10 protein-coding genes are annotated in these 17,035 nt (G+C 72.4%); 8 read left to right on the top strand and 2 right to left on the bottom strand.

All coding sequences use genetic code 11. The features are described from left to right. Nucleotides 1-23 precede the first annotated feature (23 nt). Nucleotides 24-392, bottom strand: a complete 369-nt coding sequence (locus tag PV734_RS36415; RefSeq protein WP_319092985.1) for a hypothetical protein — start codon at nucleotides 390-392, stop codon at nucleotides 24-26. Nucleotides 393-525: 133 nt separating this feature from the next. Beyond that, a complete protein-coding gene (locus tag PV734_RS36410; protein ID WP_319092986.1) occupies nucleotides 526-1,176 on the bottom strand; it encodes a hypothetical protein in 651 nt (216 codons plus the stop codon). A 353-nt stretch (nucleotides 1,177-1,529) separates the two neighbouring features. Between PV734_RS36410 and PV734_RS36405 the strand changes: the two genes are divergently transcribed. From PV734_RS36405 to PV734_RS36370, 8 genes are all read left to right on the top strand, one after another. Then, nucleotides 1,530-4,757: an FG-GAP-like repeat-containing protein gene (locus PV734_RS36405; protein WP_319293693.1), complete on the top strand. Its 3,228-nt coding sequence runs from the start codon at nucleotides 1,530-1,532 to the stop codon at nucleotides 4,755-4,757. A gap of 223 nt (nucleotides 4,758-4,980) precedes the next feature. Next, nucleotides 4,981-5,733, top strand: coding sequence for a Crp/Fnr family transcriptional regulator (locus tag PV734_RS36400; protein ID WP_319293691.1), 753 nt, complete (start codon nucleotides 4,981-4,983; stop codon nucleotides 5,731-5,733). A 150-nt stretch (nucleotides 5,734-5,883) separates the two neighbouring features. After that, nucleotides 5,884-6,645, top strand: coding sequence for a hypothetical protein (locus PV734_RS36395; protein WP_319092990.1), 762 nt, complete (start codon nucleotides 5,884-5,886; stop codon nucleotides 6,643-6,645). Next, nucleotides 6,642-9,161 carry a hypothetical protein gene (locus PV734_RS36390; RefSeq protein WP_319293689.1) on the top strand — a complete coding sequence of 840 codons (2,520 nt, stop codon included), beginning with the start codon at nucleotides 6,642-6,644 and terminating at the stop codon, nucleotides 9,159-9,161. Before PV734_RS36395 ends, PV734_RS36390 begins: the two co-directional genes overlap by 4 nt. Then, entirely contained in the window at nucleotides 9,154-10,284 is a 1,131-nt protein-coding gene (locus tag PV734_RS36385) for a hypothetical protein (RefSeq protein WP_319092992.1), read from the top strand. Before PV734_RS36390 ends, PV734_RS36385 begins: the two co-directional genes overlap by 8 nt. Beyond that, nucleotides 10,281-10,868 carry a Pycsar system effector family protein gene (locus tag PV734_RS36380; protein ID WP_319092993.1) on the top strand — a complete coding sequence of 196 codons (588 nt, stop codon included), beginning with the start codon at nucleotides 10,281-10,283 and terminating at the stop codon, nucleotides 10,866-10,868. Before PV734_RS36385 ends, PV734_RS36380 begins: the two co-directional genes overlap by 4 nt. A 165-nt stretch (nucleotides 10,869-11,033) precedes the next feature. Next, nucleotides 11,034-13,409, top strand: coding sequence for a VWA domain-containing protein (locus PV734_RS36375; protein WP_319293687.1), 2,376 nt, complete (start codon nucleotides 11,034-11,036; stop codon nucleotides 13,407-13,409). Between the two features lie 100 nt (nucleotides 13,410-13,509). Next, the gene (locus PV734_RS36370) at nucleotides 13,510-17,034 is read left to right on the top strand and encodes a tubulin-like doman-containing protein (RefSeq protein WP_319293685.1); all 3,525 of its coding nucleotides are present in this window, start codon (nucleotides 13,510-13,512) and stop codon (nucleotides 17,032-17,034) included. Nucleotide 17,035 lies beyond the last annotated feature (1 nt).

Here is a 17,035-nt window from a genome sequence, read left to right as displayed (position 1 = left end):
TTTCGTCAGGTCCGTCCGGGTTCTCAGCCGATCCAGAGCTGGTAGGTGCCGCCGTTCTTCTGGCCGTTCGACGGGACCACGCGCTGCTCCCAGCGCCAGCCCGTGCTGGGCTTGCGGTGGTGGAACTCGACGGACCGGCCGGCCAGCCACCAGTAGTCCGAGGCCGTGGTGCAGCCCTTCGGCGGGATCTCCCAGAAGCGCGAGCCGACCCAGTCACCGTGGTCGTTGGCGCCGACGAAGTAGAACTTGACCGTCTCGGTCGACCCGCTGCAGACCTTGAGCTGGAGGGACTTTCCGCCCTCCGCCGAAGCCGTCGCGGGCATCGCCAGAGCACCGACGACCGTTGCGCCGGCGAGGACCGCCATTGTGACTTTCCGCTTGATTCCGTTCATGGAACTGCCACCGTTTCTGTCTGTTTCGCGGGCCGGGCACACCTTTTCGGGCATGCCCGGCGGAAGAGAAGGGGGAAATGCGAGGGAAACGCGGGGGGAAACGCAGGGGGAGGAATTGCTGGAGCGGCGGAATTCAGCGGCCGCAGTGCTCGTTGCGTTCCTGCTGGGTCATCGGCGCGTCCTTGAAGTTGGCGTAGCCGCCGTTCGACTTGCCGACGTCCCAGCCCGCCTCGGTGTAGTTGTTGACGTACCAGTCGAAGTGGCCCCAGTGGCGGTTCCTGTACTGGATCTCGTACCAGCCGGTGGCCTTGCGCTTCGGGGTACCCCGCTCCACCCAGCCCTTGTAGCCGGAGGGGACGCTCACCCCGAACTCGACCTTGTCCATGTGGCTGCGTTCCCACGTGCGGTTGTAGCTCGTCTCCAGGCCGACCTCGAAGACCTTCGCGAACCCGGCGGAGGCGGTGATCGTCAGGCCGACGGAGTCGGAGGACCCGACCGTCTCCTCACCGCCGACGGTGAGGGTGTTCGCGTTCGACGCGCAGTTGTAGACGGTCGGTCCGAGGTGGTGGCTCGGGCCGGTGTACTCCTGGAAGCTCTGCGGGTGGAACACGCAGAGGCTGGTGTTGACGTTGCAGTCCGCCAGCAGTTCCTTCACGGTCGGGTTGTTCGCGGCACTGGCCGACGGAGCCGCGAGCAGAGTGGCGCCGACAGCGAGGGCGGCGACCGCCCCGGCGGTACGGGGCAGGCCCTTCCTGGACACGAGGCTGCGAGGTGAGAATGCCATGGCCCATTTCCTTCCGGAGAGCTGATGCCTGTGGGGGAGTTCCACCGGCTGAGCCCATTCCACATTCGGGGCCGGTTCGGTTGATCAATGTGCGATCAGAAGGTGGCCCAGAGTTTCCTGGGGGGTTCATCGGAGTCGGATCAGGGCCCGCGAGAAAACGTTGACAGACAGCCATGGGCAGGGTGTTACGCTCGGTCACACGCGTGCATGGGGGGCACGGCCGGGGGGCCGAGCGAGAAGTCGGGGCGCTGTCGTACGTACGCCCGTCCCACCATGCCTCTCGCCTTCCTGGAGGAACGGTGGCCCGACCCGGCCGACGTCGACACAGACCCGTACGTACCACCACCGCCGCCGTGGCCGTGGCACTGAGCCTCGGCCTCCCGCTGGGTGCCCTGCCGGCTGCGGCGGCGCCCGCGACGCCCTCGGCCGTCGCCGCGGCCGGAGAACTCGTCCTGCCCGCCGCCCAGCGGGCCGTCCCCAGGGCCACACAGATCCTCAACGCCGGTGTCAGCGGCTTCCTCTGGGCGCAGGAGGGCGACGACCGGCTCCTCTGGACGGACTACGCCAGCGGCGCCACGAGCGCGCTGGAGCAGCGGCTGCCCCTGCCGCTGAAGTACGACATCGACAGCGGCTACTTCAGCGAGGCCGCCTCGTTCCACCCGGGCTGGTACGGGGACGGTTCCGACACCGTCGCGCTGTACTCGGAGGAGGACAGCCAGGTCACCCTGCTCAGGGGCGACGGCACCTCCGGGGGTGCCGTCGTGGTGCCGGTGCCCGAGGGCCACGCCTACCAGGGCACCTTCGGCGGCACTGTTCTCACCAGCACCAGCGGCGTCGACGGGAACCCGGACGCCTACCAGTTGCGGCGCGTCCAGGACGGCGGCGGAGTCACCGAGACACCGGTGACCGGGCTGCCGGACGGCGCGGGCAATGTCGTGGTCGAGGACGGCGACGCACGGTCCGTCATCCTGCACTACTACACGGGCGACAGCTCGGAGAGCCGCGGCCACTGGGGCATCGTCGACCTCGCCACCGGCGAACTCGGTGCGCTGCCGGACCGGGTGGACTCCTCCGACGACGGCTGGGAGGTGTCCGGCTTCCGGCTGGGCGCCGACTCGGTGGTGCGGCTGCGCTCCTCGCGAGGCAAGACGGACGTGTACGAGCGCGGCGACCTGACCGCGCCGACCCGCACCCTCGACACGGCTTCCCTCAGCTACCAGGCCGAGTTCGGTGTCGTGGGCGACACCCTGCTCGGCGTGGAGCCGGTGTGGCCGGGCAACAACCTCTACCGGGGCCAGCCCCTCTGGGCCCTCACGAAGGACGCCGCGGACCCGGACGCGAACACGGACATGACCGAGGTCATGAACCCGGCCGCCCATCAGCTGGTCCAGGCACCCGACGGCTCCGTCCTGGTGGCGGGCGCCGCACGGTTCGTCGAGCAGGGTGACCTCGACTGGGGTGTGTACCGCGTCTCCCAGGCCGCCGACGGCACCGTCACCCGCGACCGGCTGACCGCCGTCCAGCCGTATCCCGCGCAGCTCCACGGTCTCTCCCTGGGCAGCGGCATCCTCACCAGGGCCGACAACAGCACGCTCTACGAGCCGGGCACGATCATCGGCGCCTACCGCAGCACCTGGCTCACCACCCCCGCCCCGGGCACCGCCCCGGCCGTCACCAGGGCCACCGTCGACGGGCTGGTCAGCGGGCGGGACGGCTTCTGCACCAACCCCTCCACGCCCCGCTGCATCCCGATGTTCGCCGACGGCACCGGTCTGCACGGCCGTCAGGACGCCACCGAGTCGGGCCTGACCATGCTGTACGCCAACGGCGCCACCAACTGGGGCCCGACCGTCGACACGGGCGACGACTCTCCCGAACTGGCGGATCTCTCCGGCCGGTACGCGGTCGTCGACGGTGCCTCCTCGTCCAAGCAGTACATCGGGGAGTTCTCCGCCGGGGCCGCCGGGAAGGTCCTCCAGAAGCGCGAGCGGGTCGCCGCCGCCGTCTGGGGCAACACCCTGTGGAGCGGCGACGCCACCGGAGGCAAGGTCACCGCGACCCGGCTGCCCGCCGGCACCGCCGTGGAGTCCTTCACCACGACCAACGGCTGCACCCCCTCCGAACTGCAGGCCGTGGGCCGCTGGGTGTACTGGGCATGTGTGGACTACTGGGGCGACGTCAAGGGCGCGGGCATCTACGACCGTACGGCCAGGCGCGCCGTCACCGCACCGGTCGGCCAGGTCCTCCTCGGCGACGGGTACCTCGTCCAGCGTGTCACCGGCACCGCGTCGGGCAGTGGCCTGACCCTCTTCGACCTGCACGGCGGACTGCCGGCCGGCGGTGCCCACACCGATCTGCCGAGCCGCAGGCTCGCCGACTGGACCGACCTCGGCCGGGACAACACCGGGGCACGCACCACCTGGACCGTCGACCGCTTCGGCGGCCCCGTCGCCTACGCCGACGACGAGCAGCGCGTCCACCTCGTGCAGACCGGCGTCCCCGCCTCCGCGCTGACCGCCATCGACTCCACCCTCACCATCAACTCCACTGGTTGGTCCGGCAGTTGGTGGCTGTCCAAGCCCGCCGCAGGCTGGCAGGTCACCGTCCGCGACAAGGCGTCCGGCGCCACCGTCCGCACCCTGGCCGGCGCCACCGCGCGCGGTCTGCTGACGACGGCCTGGGACGGCAAGGACACCGCCGGCCGACTCGTCGCCAACGGCACCTACACCTGGACGCTCAGCGCGAAGCCCGCCGACGGCCAGGGCGCCGCCCTCACCCTCTCCGGCACCACCAGGGTGACGGCCGGCTCGGCGGCCCCGCGCGACTACGCGGGCAACGACGGCGTCGGGGACCTCCTGACCCTCTCCGCCAACGGCACGCTCACCGTCCAGCGCGGCACCGGCACCGGCACCCTGGGCGCCAAGGTCACCGGCGCCGGCTGGCCGGTCACCGCGAAGTTCGTGCCGTACGGCGATCTGAGCGGCGACCGCTGCAACGACGTCCTGGTCCGGCTGAGCGACGGCACCCTGCGCGCGTACCGGCCGGCCTGCGGCAAGGCGCCGACACCCACGACGCCGTACACCTCGCTCGGCACCGGCTGGAACCAGTACGACGTGCTGACCTCGCCGGGCGACGTCGACGGTGACCGGCGGCCCGACCTGGTCGCCCGTCAGGCCTCGACCGGGGACGTCTACCTCTTCAAGGGCACCGGCGCGGGCAAGCTTTCCGCCCGCACGAGGATCGGCGCCCGCTGGACCGGTTACAAGAAGATCGTCGGCGCCGGAGACCTGAACGGCGACGGTCGCGGCGACCTCGTCGCCCAGGACGGCGCCAACACCCTGTGGCGGTTCGACGGGACCGGTACCGGTGCCTTCAGGGCGCGGGTGAAGGTCGCGGCCGACTGGGGCGCCTCCTACAACTCGGTCGTCGGCGTCGGCGACTTCACCGGCGACGGCCGCGCGGACCTCGTGTCCCGGGACACCGCCGGGGGCCTGTGGCGCACGAACGGCAACGGGAAGGGTGTGTTCGGCGCCCGCACGAGGATCGCGACGGGCTGGCAGGGCTACAAGGCCGTCAGCTGATTCCTGGCACTTCCCCCGGCCGGCCCGGCAGTCCTCGACGAGGGACTGCCGGGCCGCCGTCGTCCGGGTCGTTTACATGCCTTCCAAGTGCCGTTCGGGGATTAGCAGGGATTACCGGGCGGTACCCCCAATATGGCGGAAACCGCTCAACTCAGGGCTTCGCTCTGTCACCATCAACGCCATCGCAAAACCAGGGGTCCGGAACGCGGCGGGGGGGCGTGCCATGGGACTGCTAGGCAATGAGCTGGCGTTCGCACAGGCGCTGACCGCCCAGGAACGCGAGGGTGTCATGGCCCTCGGCAACCCGAAGCACTTCGCGGCCGACGCCCATCTCCTCACCGAGGGCGACCGGTCCAGCCATGTCCTGATCGTCGTCAGGGGGTGGGTGACCGTCTCCGTCGCGACGGACCGGGGAGCCACCCGGCTGATACTCGGGTTACGCGGTCCCGGTGAACTCCTCGGGGAGATGGCCGCGTTGGACCCGCATCCGCGCAGCGCCACCGTCCGCGCGCTGGGGCCGACACAGGCCCAGGTCATAGCGGGGGACGCGTTCCGCAGGTTCCTCGCCGAGCATCCCCGGGTGAGCGGGCTGGTCATACGCCAGCTCACCTTCCGCCTCCGCAGCGCCGACCAGGAGCGGTCCGCGCTCGCCTCCCTCACCGTCCTCCAGCGCCTGGCCGGACGGCTCACCGAACTGTCGGGGTCGGGCGGCGCACCCCGTGGCCCGTACGCCCCGCCGGCTCCGCAGACTCCCTCGGCTCCGTCGGCCCGGTCCGGTTCCTCCGTGGTCCAGCTGGCCCAGGACGAGCTGGCCGCGAGCATAGGAGCCACCCGGGAAGCCGTCGCCAAGAGCCTGCGGCTGCTGCGTACCCAGCGGATCGTGCGGACCGGCAACCGGGTCGTGGAGATCCTCGACCCCGGACTGCTCGCCCTGCTCGCCGACGGCCACACGGACGCGGAGGCGCAACAGGCGTAGAACCTCCGGCCCTCCGTGTGTAAACGGCCACAGACGCCCCTCGCCCCGGGCCCGACTCTGAAGGGGCAACCGAACAGTGACCGAACAGCGATCGACGACGATCGCACGCACCACAGGGGGCACGGGGTGGCCGGCGACGCCATGGATCTCATGGAACTCACGGAAGCGCGCTACGAGTTGGTGATCAGCATCGACGCCCGTCGGTCCGGGCAGTACGACGACATCGACAAGTCGCGGATGCGGGACCGGATATACCGGGTGGTGGAGACGGCGTTCACGCACGCCAAGGTGGCGCGGGACGCCGTGCACATGGAGGACCGCGGGGACGGCGTACTGCTGTCGGTGTCCGCGGGCATTCCGGTGTCCCGGCTGCTGGGGCTGTGGCTGGTCGAGCTGCACGAGAACCTGCGGGACGAGAACCGGGCGCTACGGGTGCCGCTGGGCCTGCGGATCGGTATGCACGTCGGTCCGGTCCGGCACGACGGGCGCGGGATCAGCGGACGCGCCGTCGACCTGGCCTGCCGCCTCGCCGACTCCGCCGAGGCCCGGCGACTGCTCGACGCCGAGGGCGCGGACCTGGTCCTCGTGACCTCCGGCTCCCTGTACGAGGACGTGGTGAGCGGCGGTGGCAAGTTCATCGAGCCCGAGCGTTACGTCTCGGCGCGCCTCACCCTCAAGGAGGGCGAGACCACCGCCTGGTTCCATCTGCCGGGCAGATCGGCGCCCCGGCCGCCCGTCGCCGCCCCCGCCCCGCCCGACCCGGGCCCCCGCCCCGACGAGCCGAGCGGGATCCCGCCGCACGTCGGCGGCCCGGACGCCAGGACCACCTACAACGCCCGGCGCGACATCCAGGTGCACCACGACAACACCTACCGGGACGTGCGCTTCGAATCCAAGGGCGGCGACGAATGAGCGACGACCAGCAGTCGGACGACGCCCCCGGGACTCCCGACCAGCACCGGCCCGAGGGCGGGCCCCGCGACGGGGACGGCCCCGAAGCGGCGGACAGGAAACAGGACGGGCAGGACAAGCAGGATCAGCAGGACGGCGAACGGGGCGACAAGGAGAACGAACGGGCCCTCGCCGCCGAGCAGTTCAAGGCGTACACCCGCGCCCCCTTCGCCGAGGAGCAGGGCGAGGACGGTCCCACCGACCTCGCCTCCGCCTCCCGTACGCGCCGCGCGACCCGGACGCTCTTCGAGGCCGGCCGCGACCTGACCAGCGTCGACCGCTCGTTCTTCAACAGCGCCCACTTCGGCGACATCTTCCTCGGCATCGACACCCGGCCGCACGGCCCCGCCCTGCGCAGCGGCCCCGTACCCGCCGACGAGTTGCGCGCGCTCCGCCGCGCGCACGTGGTCCCCGACGGCTATGTGCGGTTGCGCAACGCGCTCCGCGCCCGCCGTCTGCTGGTGCTCGGCGCCGCCCCCGGCACCGGCCGTACGAGTACGGCGCTCTCCCTTCTCGCGGAGGTCACCGCCGACGCCCCCGAGGCCAACGGCGGTGAGGCCGCCGCCGGTTCGCCGGTGCGCCGGGTCGATCCGGACGGCGGAGTACGGCAGTTGGCGGGCAGGCTGGGCGAGGACGACTTCCCGGGCCGCACCGGCTACCTGCTGGAACTGCTCCTCACCCGGCCCGGCGCGCTGCCCCCGGACGAGCTGGACCTCGACGAACTGGCCGCCTCCCTGGCCCGGTTCGAGGCCTTCGCCGTGCTCGTCGTCACCGTCGGCTCGGCGGCCGGCCCGCTGCTCGCCGGGCGCTACGGCATGCTCTGCCCGCCCGCACCCACCCAGGAGCTGCTCACCACCCGTCTGCGGGAACAGCTGGAGAAACGGCTGGAGGGCGGGTTGGTGCCCCCAGCACCCCAGGTGCCTTCGGCAGCCTCGGGGGAGGAACTGCTCGCCCGTGCCGAGGAGTTGGCGCGGAGCGCGGAGGTCGTTGACGCGGTCGGGCTGACGGACCTGCGGCCCGCCGAGGCCGGGCTGCTCGCCTCGCTGCTGGCCGGACGGCTGCTCGGTGATCTGTCGCAGCCGGAGCTGCTGGCCGGGTGTCGCACTCTCGCCGCCGACCAGGCCCAGGAGTGGTTCGCCGGTGTGGACCGGGCGCTCGTCGCACCGGCCGGAAAGGGTGCCGAGGACGGGACACGAACCCCGCAACGGCCGGGCACCGCGGCCCTGTTCCACCCCGTGGCGTTCCGGATCGCGCTCGCCGTTCTCGGCGGGGCCTCGCACAGCACGGTGTCCTCCGCCGCCCATCTGCTGACCTGGGAACTGTCCGTCCAGTGCGACCCCGACCACACCCCCGCCCGGCCCCTGTTCTGCGACGATCCGCAGGCCGACGTCGCCCTCTCCCGCGCCGAACTCGTCGACGGCGAGGTCGAGGTGGCCGGGGCCAGGGTGGCGGCGCGGCTGATCTGGTACCGGGGCGGCGCCCTGCCGTCGGCGGTCCTGGCCGAGCTGTGGGACCGGCACTTCCCGGTACGGGCGCCCGTCGTGCGCTGGCTGCGGCTGCTGGCGGACGACCGGCGCCCCCAGGTGTGGGTGCGCGCGGCGGTCGCCGCCGGGGAGCTGTGCGTACGGGACTTCGACCACGGGTTCGCCGAGCTGATCCGGCCGCTCGCCGAGGGCACCGCCCACCGCAGGCTGTTCGCGGCCACGATGCTGGACCAGGTGGCCGGACACGCCTCGCACCGCAAGGCCGTACGGAAACTGGTCGAGGACTGGAGCCGGTCCGGGACATGGAGCCGGCGCTCGACCGCGGCGGCCGCGCTGGGCTTCGGCAACTGCGCGGACTCGGCCGACGACACGCTGGACGCCCTGGCCCGGATCGGGGTCCGCGACGGCGGAGGCCAGTCGCTGGGTGCCGCCGCCGCTTTCAACGTCGTACGGCTGCTGGCCCTGCCGGACAGCGAGCGGGCCGTGACGGTCCTGGGGCGGATGGGCGACTGGATCCGGCACAAGCGCGAGGGATACCAGACCCTCGGCCTCGCGGCCACCGTCTGGCTCGCCTCGACCCGGGTGGACAAGCTGCTGATCGACGAGCCGGAGCCCTCGCTCGGTGCGCGCGGCGACTGGCCCCTGGCGCTCGCCCTGGCCGCCGACCGGCCCGAACTCGCCTCGCCGATGGCCGACTTGATATGGACGGCGCTGAACACGGCCCGCTCGAAGGACGTGGCCATGGACGCGCTGGAGAGCATGCTGCGCACCGCCGTACGCAAGGACGGCACGGAGTGGACGCGGCCCGGGCTGGCGGCGCTGCTGCCCGCGCTGGCCGCCGAGGAGAGCGACCGGCGGCGGCTGGACTGGCTGCTGCGCCGAATGATGAACGATCCGGACGACCCGTTCCCCGACACCCTGGCGCGCTCCCTGTGGTGGCTCGCCGTCGGGCCGGGCGACCGGAGCGGCCAGGAGGAGAGAAGCCATGGCTGAGAACGACGCAGGACCGGCGGGCCCGTTCCTGACCGAGTACGCGCCGAACGGTGTCCAGCCGCAGGTGAGCGCTCAGAAGGCGCTGGTGCTGTTCTACCGGAACGGCGGCCACAGCGTGGTCACGGTGACCGGGACCCGGCACGTGGACAAGCGGGCGCTGGCGCGGCCGTACAACATCTGCGAGATCGCGCTCGGCACCTATCAGACGGCGCTGGAGCTGGAGCTGCCGGCGGCCGGGGGCACCAGTTTCTTCAAGGCCGAGGTGGACATCCACTGGACGGTGGACGACCCGCATCAGGCCGCCGTCCAGGTCGTGACGGACGTCGAGAAACGGCTCACCGCGCCGGTTCTGGAGCGCCTGCGTGAGGTCACCTCGACCTACCGGGTGCACGAGGCCGAGCAGGCCAACCGGGCCATCACCCGGGAGTGCGCGGGCGGGCGCTGGGGCGAACTGGGGGTCGAACTCGGCCTGAAGGTACGGCTGTACGTCCGGTTGCGGGTCGACGACCGGGCCATCGAGTACATGAACGGCATGCGGGACGCGCATGCCTCGGCCGAGCTGACGCGGGTGCACCAGGCGCGGTTCAGATCCATGCTGCAGGGCGGCCAGTTGGAGCAGCTCAGCTACATGCTGGCGGCCGAGCCGACGGAGGCCAAGGACTTCCTGGAGAAGATCCGGCAGGAGGGCCGGCAGGACGAGAAGGAGCGCGTCGACCGGCTGTTCGACATGGTGGAGAGCGGTCAGATCCAGTCCAACGACGTGGAGACACAGGCCCTCAACCTCCTCAACCAGGGGCGTCTGGGCGGGATCACCGGGCCGATCGGCTCGCTTCCCGCCCGCCGCGACGGCCGCGCCGGTACACCCGCTCCCGAGCTGGAGCCGTCCGACGCCGAACCGTTCACCCCTGACTGGGTGGCGGACCACCCTCCCGTCCGCCCCCGGCGCCAGGACCCCTACCCGGGTGATCCCTACCCGGCGGACCCCTACGCGGGTGACACCTACGCCCCCGAACCGCCGCACCGGGGGCGCCCGAGCGACGACGGCTGGGGCTGGGTCGACGGAAACGGCGACGGCGACGACCACGGGGCCGGGGCCGGAGCCGGGGAGGAGTCAGGGCGATGACCGGGAACGGGGGCGTCGGCGGAACCGGGGGGACCACAGGACAGGTCGGGCCCGAGCCGTACGGGGGTCGGCACGGGCCCGACCGCTCCGGGGAACGTGTGAGCGAGCGGGTCGCCGAGCGGCTGCTCAGCACCGTCAGGGAAGACCTCGGGCGGGCCGACTCGAAGGCGGCGGTGCTGCTGTCGGGGACGCTCGCGCTGCCCGCCTTCCTCATCGGCTGGCAGGGCGCCCCCGGCTGGCACGGACCCGCCGACGTGACGCTGATCCTGGCGGGCCTGCTCTGGGCGGTGTCGGTGACCGCGCTGGTCGGGGCGCTCATGCCCCGCACCGGCACGGTCCGGGAGAGCGACGTGGGAGGGGACGAGGTGACGTACTTCGGCGATCTGGTGGGCGCCCGCCACGACCTGGCGACGCTCGCCGCCCGGGTCACGGAGGCGGGGCGCGATCCCGCGGGGTGGCTGCTCGTCCAGGCCGTCGACGTCAGCGCGATCCTCTCCGCCAAGTACCGGGCCATCCGCTGGGGCGTCGGCTCGCTCGCCCCCTCGGCGGCGCTGGCCCTGGCCTGGAGCCTGACGGCGCGCTGAGGCCGGGCGGGGGCGCTCGGGGGGGGCGCTCGGCAGGGCGCGCCAAGGGCCGGAAACGGACCGGAACTTCACCTATCACGACGTATCCGCGCGCACCACGCAACCGGCGCGCACCTAGTAGCGACGATCCAGGAACACCGGAGAAACGGGAAACAGGGGACGGCCGTGGGACGAGTCAACGGAGTACGAAGGACAAGAAGGGGCCGGGCGCGGCGCACCGCGCTCGCCGTGCTGGGCGCCGCCGCGGTGCTCATATCCCTGTCGGCGCCCCCCGGCCGGCACCCCGGGCGGGACGTCCTGCCGGTGGCGGAGTCCGAACCAGCCTTCCCGGCGGTCAACTACGCGGTCGCCGTGGACGAGTCGGCCAGTCTCACGGACGCGGACATGGCCGCCGAGAAGGCCGCCGCCGCACGGATCGCCCTGGGTGACGTGTCCTCCGAGTCCCGGATCACGGTCTTCGGGTTCGCCGCCGCCGAGGGTGCGGGCCAGAGCGCGGTGGACCCGGTGTGCCCGCGCACCACGCTGGACGCGGCGGGCCGCGAGACGGTCGGCGCCTGCGTCGGGAAACTGCGCAAGCGGAAGGAGGGCGAGGGCACCGGCACCGACTTCCCGAGTGCGATCCGGCAGGGTGTCCACGAACTCACCACCGAGACGGACTCCTCGGCGCCCCGGGTGCTGTTCCTGCTCACCGACGGGATCATGGAGGTCGACGACAGCCCCCAGTACGGCGACCCCGCGCACCGGAAGGCCGAGGGCGAACGGCAGTTGGCGCTGGAACTGGCGAACGCCGCCGCCAAGGGCGTGCAGATCTGGCCGCTCGGATTCGGGCCGACGCCCGATGAGCAGCAGCTCGCCCGGATCGCGGCCGGCGGCTACCAGAAGGGGTGCGTCGCCCTGCCCTCCGCCAGGCCGAAGGCCGAGAAGGTCGAGGGGGCGAAGGAGATCGGCGTCACCCTGGAGCGGATCTTCGCCGCCGCGCACTGCATGCGGCACGAGGAGGGCCCCGCGGCCCAACGCCCGCCCGCGACCCTGAGCATCGGCATCTCCCCGCTGGCGACCGTGGGCAGCATCGTCGTCGACAAGGGCGACCCCGAGGTACGGATCACCTACACCGACCCGGCCGGACACGAGGTGCCCACCTCCGGCAGCTACCGGAAGTCCCGCTTCGAACTCGCGGGCGGCACCGGCACCGTGGAGGCGCTGAAGATCGTCGACCCGCTGCCCGGCGTGTGGAAGGTGCACGCCGAGGCGCCGGAAGGGCACCGTTCTCGGCCCGTCGCCGTCAGTGTGCTGTGGCAGGGCGAACTGCGCGGCGCCATCACCATGGACCCGCCGTCCCCTCGCGCCGGCGACCAGGTCACCGTGACGATGCGGCTCCAGACCCGCGAGGGCTACCAGATCAGCGACCCGCGCGACTACGAGGGGCTGCGCGTCCGGAGCGAGCTGACCGGCGCCGGTTTCGACCCGCTCCCGCTGACCCTCGCCGACAACGGCAGGGGCAGGGACGCGAAGGCGAGCGACGGCTCGTTCACCGGCACCACCAGGATCCCGGCGTCCGCCGACGGGGCTCTGAAGGTGAGCGCCACGCTGACCGCCGCCGGCCTGAGCGCCGACACCCGCAGCGAGGGCGGTCTGGTCGCCCCGGGTGAGCTGCCCGTCACCACCGCCCTCGACCTGCCCGCCGCCGCCTCCCACCCCGGCGGCAGGGTCACGGGCACACTGGCCGTCCACAACACGAGCGGCACCGCGCACACCCTGAGGCTGTCCGTCACCGACCTCAAGGCGGGTCTGCTCACGGTGTCCCCGGCCGAACTCACCCTGAAGGCAGGGGAGTCCGGGACCCGCGAGGTGACGGTCGAGGTCGCCCCCGCCGACGTCTTCGGCGACCGCCTCACCGACGACGGACTGCTCCTCGCGGGCGACGTCACCGTCGTGGACACCACCGACGACGGCCGCCGCCTCGTCCAGAGCCCGCTGTCGGTGGAGGTGACGCCGACGCCAGGTGCCTGGGAGGAGTTCTGGAGCGTCTGGTGGTGGGCGGTCCTGACCGGCGTCGTCCTGATCGCCGGGTCCGTCGCGACGGTACTCGCCCTGATCCGGCTGCGCCGCGCCCGCCGAGACCCGTACGGCCTGGTCCTGCGGCTGCTCGACGAGCACGGCGAGCCCCTGCCGGGCGAGCCGCACGTCGCCGGGCACGGACACAAGCAGTGGTACGAGTTCGGTATCGCCGAGGCCCACATCAGCCCCCGCATCGAGCGCCGCACACACGGCCCGTACGCCGTCCGGCGCAACCCCAACGGCGGTGCGGTGCTGCGCAGTCGTGGCGGCGGCCGGGCCTCGTTGTCCGCCAACAGCCCTGCCCCGCTGAGCGAGGGACTGAGCCTGGCCCTCGGCGAGGAGGCCCGCAGCGCCCGCAGTCCGCGCAACTCCCGTAATTGGAGGGGCGGTTCGCCGTCCTCCGGTGGTCCCGCCGGTCCCCCGCACAGCACCGACCCCGACGGCCGGGGCAGCACGAGCGCCTACGACGAGACGTACCTGTGACACCCGCACCACCCACACGCACACCCACCCCCACACCCACCCACACGAACGTTTCGAGCACGACCACGCGGCCCGGCGGCCGTGAGCGGGGAGGAAACCCATGAAGATCTTCCAGCCGATGCTCTTCGTCGGCCTGGGCGGCACCGGCGGCCTGGTCGGCGCCGAGCTGGAGCGCAGACTGCGCGCCGAGCTGTGCGGCCCGGACGGCTCGGCGCTGAGCCGGCTCAGCGGCAACGCGCCCTACCAACTGCCCGACTGCCTCCAGTTCGTGTACGCGGACTACAGCGAGTCGGACCTGATGCGGCTGCCCCAGTTCAACGTCGACGCGTCACTGCGCGCCGCCTACTCCCGTACGTCACGGGCCACCCACGACCTGCTGCCGAACTTCGACAGTTCGCCCGAGGTCACCAAGATGCTCCGGGCCAGCATGCGCGCGGAGGTCGCCGGCTGGCTGCCGCCGCGCACCGACGAACCACGCGTCACCCCGCTCCACAACGGCGCCGGACAACTGCCCACCGTCGGCCGCGCCGCCCTGTTCGCCACGCTCCGGCACGGCCTCGGGCCCGTTCTCACCCCGCTGCTCCAGGCGATCGACTCGATGGCCAGGGCCGGCGGCGAACTGGCCGAGCTCGGCGGCGGAAAGGTCACCGGCTGCGATGTGTTCGTCGCGTTCTCGGTGGCCGGCGGCACCGGCGCCGGGATCTTCCTCGACTACCTCCACCTCATCAACCACGCCTTCCAGCTGCGCGGCTTCAACGGCGTGAAGATCTACCCGCTGGTCGTCATGCCGTCGTCGTTCTCCTCGGCCACCGGCGGCGGACGCGAGGCCGAACTCAACGCGGCCCGCGCCCTCGTGGACCTGTTCCGGCTGGTCGACGGACAGAACGCGCCGACCGAGGGCGCCGAGATCGGCGACCTCGACCACACCGCCGGACTCGGTGTCCGCTACCCCGGCACCCAGCCGATCCGGCTGCGGACCGGCATCCTGCCCACCTCGTTCCTGTTCAGCCCGACCGCCGGCATCCGCCCCGACGACCTGCGCCGCTCCATCGTCTCCCTGGTGATGTCGCTGATCGGCACCGAACTGGGCGACACCCGCACCCGGGGCCGGAGCACGGGCGGCGACGACGACTTCCAGACCTTCGCCGCGAGCTTCATCAACCGGGGTGTGCACCGCAGCGCCCTCTCCCCCACCGGCATCGGCCGCCAGGGCGTCTCCACCAGCCTGGTCGCGTCGATGACCGTGCCGATGGACCAGCTCGCCGACCTGGTCGCCGGCCGGATGCTGCGGGAGGCGGTCACCGACCTCGTGGAACGCCCCCGGCCCGCGCTGCGCGAGAGCACGGTGCCGATGATCCGGCAGCTGTTCGCCGACTCGCACCTCGAAGCACTGTGGGAACGCAGGCAGTTGCCCGTCCTGGACCCCGACCCGCTGCCGCGCGGCAGCAAGGCCGTCGAGGCGGCGCTCGGCGAGCGGATCTCCGACATACAGCGGCTCCTCGCCGACCTGCGGTCCATCGCCGACCGCACCGCCGCCACGATGGCCGACCGGTTCTCGCCGCGCCCCGCCATCGACAAACTCCTCCTGAGTGTCGACCCCTTCCACGCCGACCGGGTCGTCCGGGGCATGCCGGAGAACGACGACCCGATCGCCAAACTGGGCTTCCTCGGCATGCTGGACAACCGCTCCCGCGCCCCGCAGCGCCCCGCCGGCATGACCGACCAGCCGCCCAAGATCCCCCGTATCAAGGGCAGACTGGCCGGCGTCTCACCGCCCCGCTGGGGCGACGACGACGTGACTGCCGTGCTCCGGGAACAGGACGCCTGGTACCAGTGGCGCTGCCGGACCATCTGGCACGAGGCCTGGCGTGAACAGCAGCAGCACTGGCGGGCCCCCGCCGACACCGCGGGCGCCGACATCGCCCGGCTCGTCAACGCCTTCCGTGCGCACAGCGAGCAGGAACGCAAGGTCTCCGCGCAGAAGGGCCTCGAACTGTACGAGGACCGTACGGGCATCTCGTACCTGCTGCCGCCGCAGCGCACCCTCAACCACTTCTACGAGGACGTGGTGACCAGGCTGATCCGCCGCGAGGGACTGCGCGAGACGGAGGACGCGGCGGCACTGCTGCTCAAGCTGGTCGCCGGCGACACCTGGCGTGACGTCCACGGCCTCAGCCGGCGCAGCCCCGACGGCGCGGTGTCGGTCGTGAAGGCCCAACTTGAGGGCAGAATCACCCGGTTGTTCGCCGAGGGCGGCGAACGACTTGAGGAACGGCCCCTGTTGCCGTCCATGAGCACCCTGCTGGCCGCCGCGGCCGGCGACTCCGACGCCGCCGACCAGGTCAGCAAGGAGGCCCTCGACCTGTTCGGCCGCAAGCTGGCCGGACTGCTGCCGGTCGGCTTCACCCCGGAGGGCACCGGCCCCCTGCGGGTGCTGGTCACCTACCCGCGGGTGGAGGCCGTGGACGAGGTCGAGCAGTACCTCGGCAAGGCCCTGCGGCTGCCGTCCGACGCCCGGAACTCCGTCGAGTACCGGGGAGTCGAGAGCGACTCGGTGACGGTCGTCCTGTTCCGCAGCGAGATGAGCCTCACCCAGGTCCCCGAGGCCCGCAAGGTGCTGCGCCAGTGGGCCAGGGCGAAGGACAGCGAGCAGGCCCAGGACGTACTGCGCTGGCGCCAGCGGCTCGGCTACCGGGACAGCTGGATGGTCAGCGGCGAGGAGGACCGCCGCGTCATCCTGCACCGCCTGCTGTGCTGCATGTGGAACGGCCAGGTCGACATCGTCGACGGCGAGAGCGCGTCCCCGGAACGCGTCCGGCTGCGCCTGCACCCCGAGGCGGGGCCCCATGTCCCGGGCGTACGGCTGCGGTTGGGCGACTTCCCCGGCGGGGTGTCGAGCTGGGCGGAGCTCCTGCGCTCCTACGAACGCTGGACCGTCCTCGACGACGAGCGCACGGTCGAGGACTACTGCCGCGAACTGATGGGCGCCCAGCCGACCGGCCTGACCAGAAGCGGCAGCGACCCGCACCCCCTGTTCGTCGAACTCGTCGAGAAGACCGCCCCGCGCCAGCTGGAGCTGCTCGCGGAGCGCCGCGTACGGGACGGCGAACGCGTCGAGGGCTGGGTACGCCCCCTCTGGGAGTTCTGGGCGGAGACCCTCCCGGCCGCCCTGGACACCGAGTTCGGCGACCAGCGCGCGGTCCAGCCGACCCTGCGCACCCTCCTGGAACACGTCCGCGGCGGCACCCCGCCCCTGCGCCGCCTCCCCCAGCCGAAGGCCCCCAGGCGCCGCGCCGACGAGGAGGACGAGGACGACTGGGGTACGGCACGCCAGTCGTCCGACGCGGAGGACAACCGGCCGGACCTCGACCGGGACAACGATGACGACGACAGGAACATCAGGGACGACACCGGGTACGGCGCCAAGTACCGCGACCCGGACGGGTACGGCCACGCCGACGGACGCGGTGGTGCCGGCCGGCGTGGCGACGGGCGCGTCAACGGCTCCCCGCGCGGCACCGAGCGCCCCTCCGCGCCCTGGGACCAGCCCGACGACGACCCCGACGAACGCCGGTACGGCCGCCGGGACAACGACAGTTCGCCCTGGGACGGAGACGCCCGGTGAG

It is taken from the genome of Streptomyces sp. AK08-02, from assembly GCF_033795085.1.
Classification (GTDB): Bacteria; Actinomycetota; Actinomycetes; order Streptomycetales; family Streptomycetaceae; genus Streptomyces; species Streptomyces echiniscabiei.
The sequence above is the reverse complement of the archived record's forward strand: the minus strand, read 5'-3'. Positions and strand labels throughout refer to the sequence as shown.

Coding starts and splice junctions, on each gene's coding strand:
- PV734_RS36415 (WP_319092985.1), bottom strand. CDS start 392: ATGAACGGAATCAAGCGGAAAGTCACAATGGCGGTCCTCGCCGGCGCA.
- PV734_RS36410 (WP_319092986.1), bottom strand. CDS start 1,176: ATGGCATTCTCACCTCGCAGCCTCGTGTCCAGGAAGGGCCTGCCCCGT.
- PV734_RS36400 (WP_319293691.1), top strand. CDS start 4,981: ATGGGACTGCTAGGCAATGAGCTGGCGTTCGCACAGGCGCTGACCGCC.
- PV734_RS36395 (WP_319092990.1), top strand. CDS start 5,884: ATGGAACTCACGGAAGCGCGCTACGAGTTGGTGATCAGCATCGACGCC.
- PV734_RS36390 (WP_319293689.1), top strand. CDS start 6,642: ATGAGCGACGACCAGCAGTCGGACGACGCCCCCGGGACTCCCGACCAG.
- PV734_RS36385 (WP_319092992.1), top strand. CDS start 9,154: ATGGCTGAGAACGACGCAGGACCGGCGGGCCCGTTCCTGACCGAGTAC.
- PV734_RS36380 (WP_319092993.1), top strand. CDS start 10,281: ATGACCGGGAACGGGGGCGTCGGCGGAACCGGGGGGACCACAGGACAG.
- PV734_RS36370 (WP_319293685.1), top strand. CDS start 13,510: ATGAAGATCTTCCAGCCGATGCTCTTCGTCGGCCTGGGCGGCACCGGC.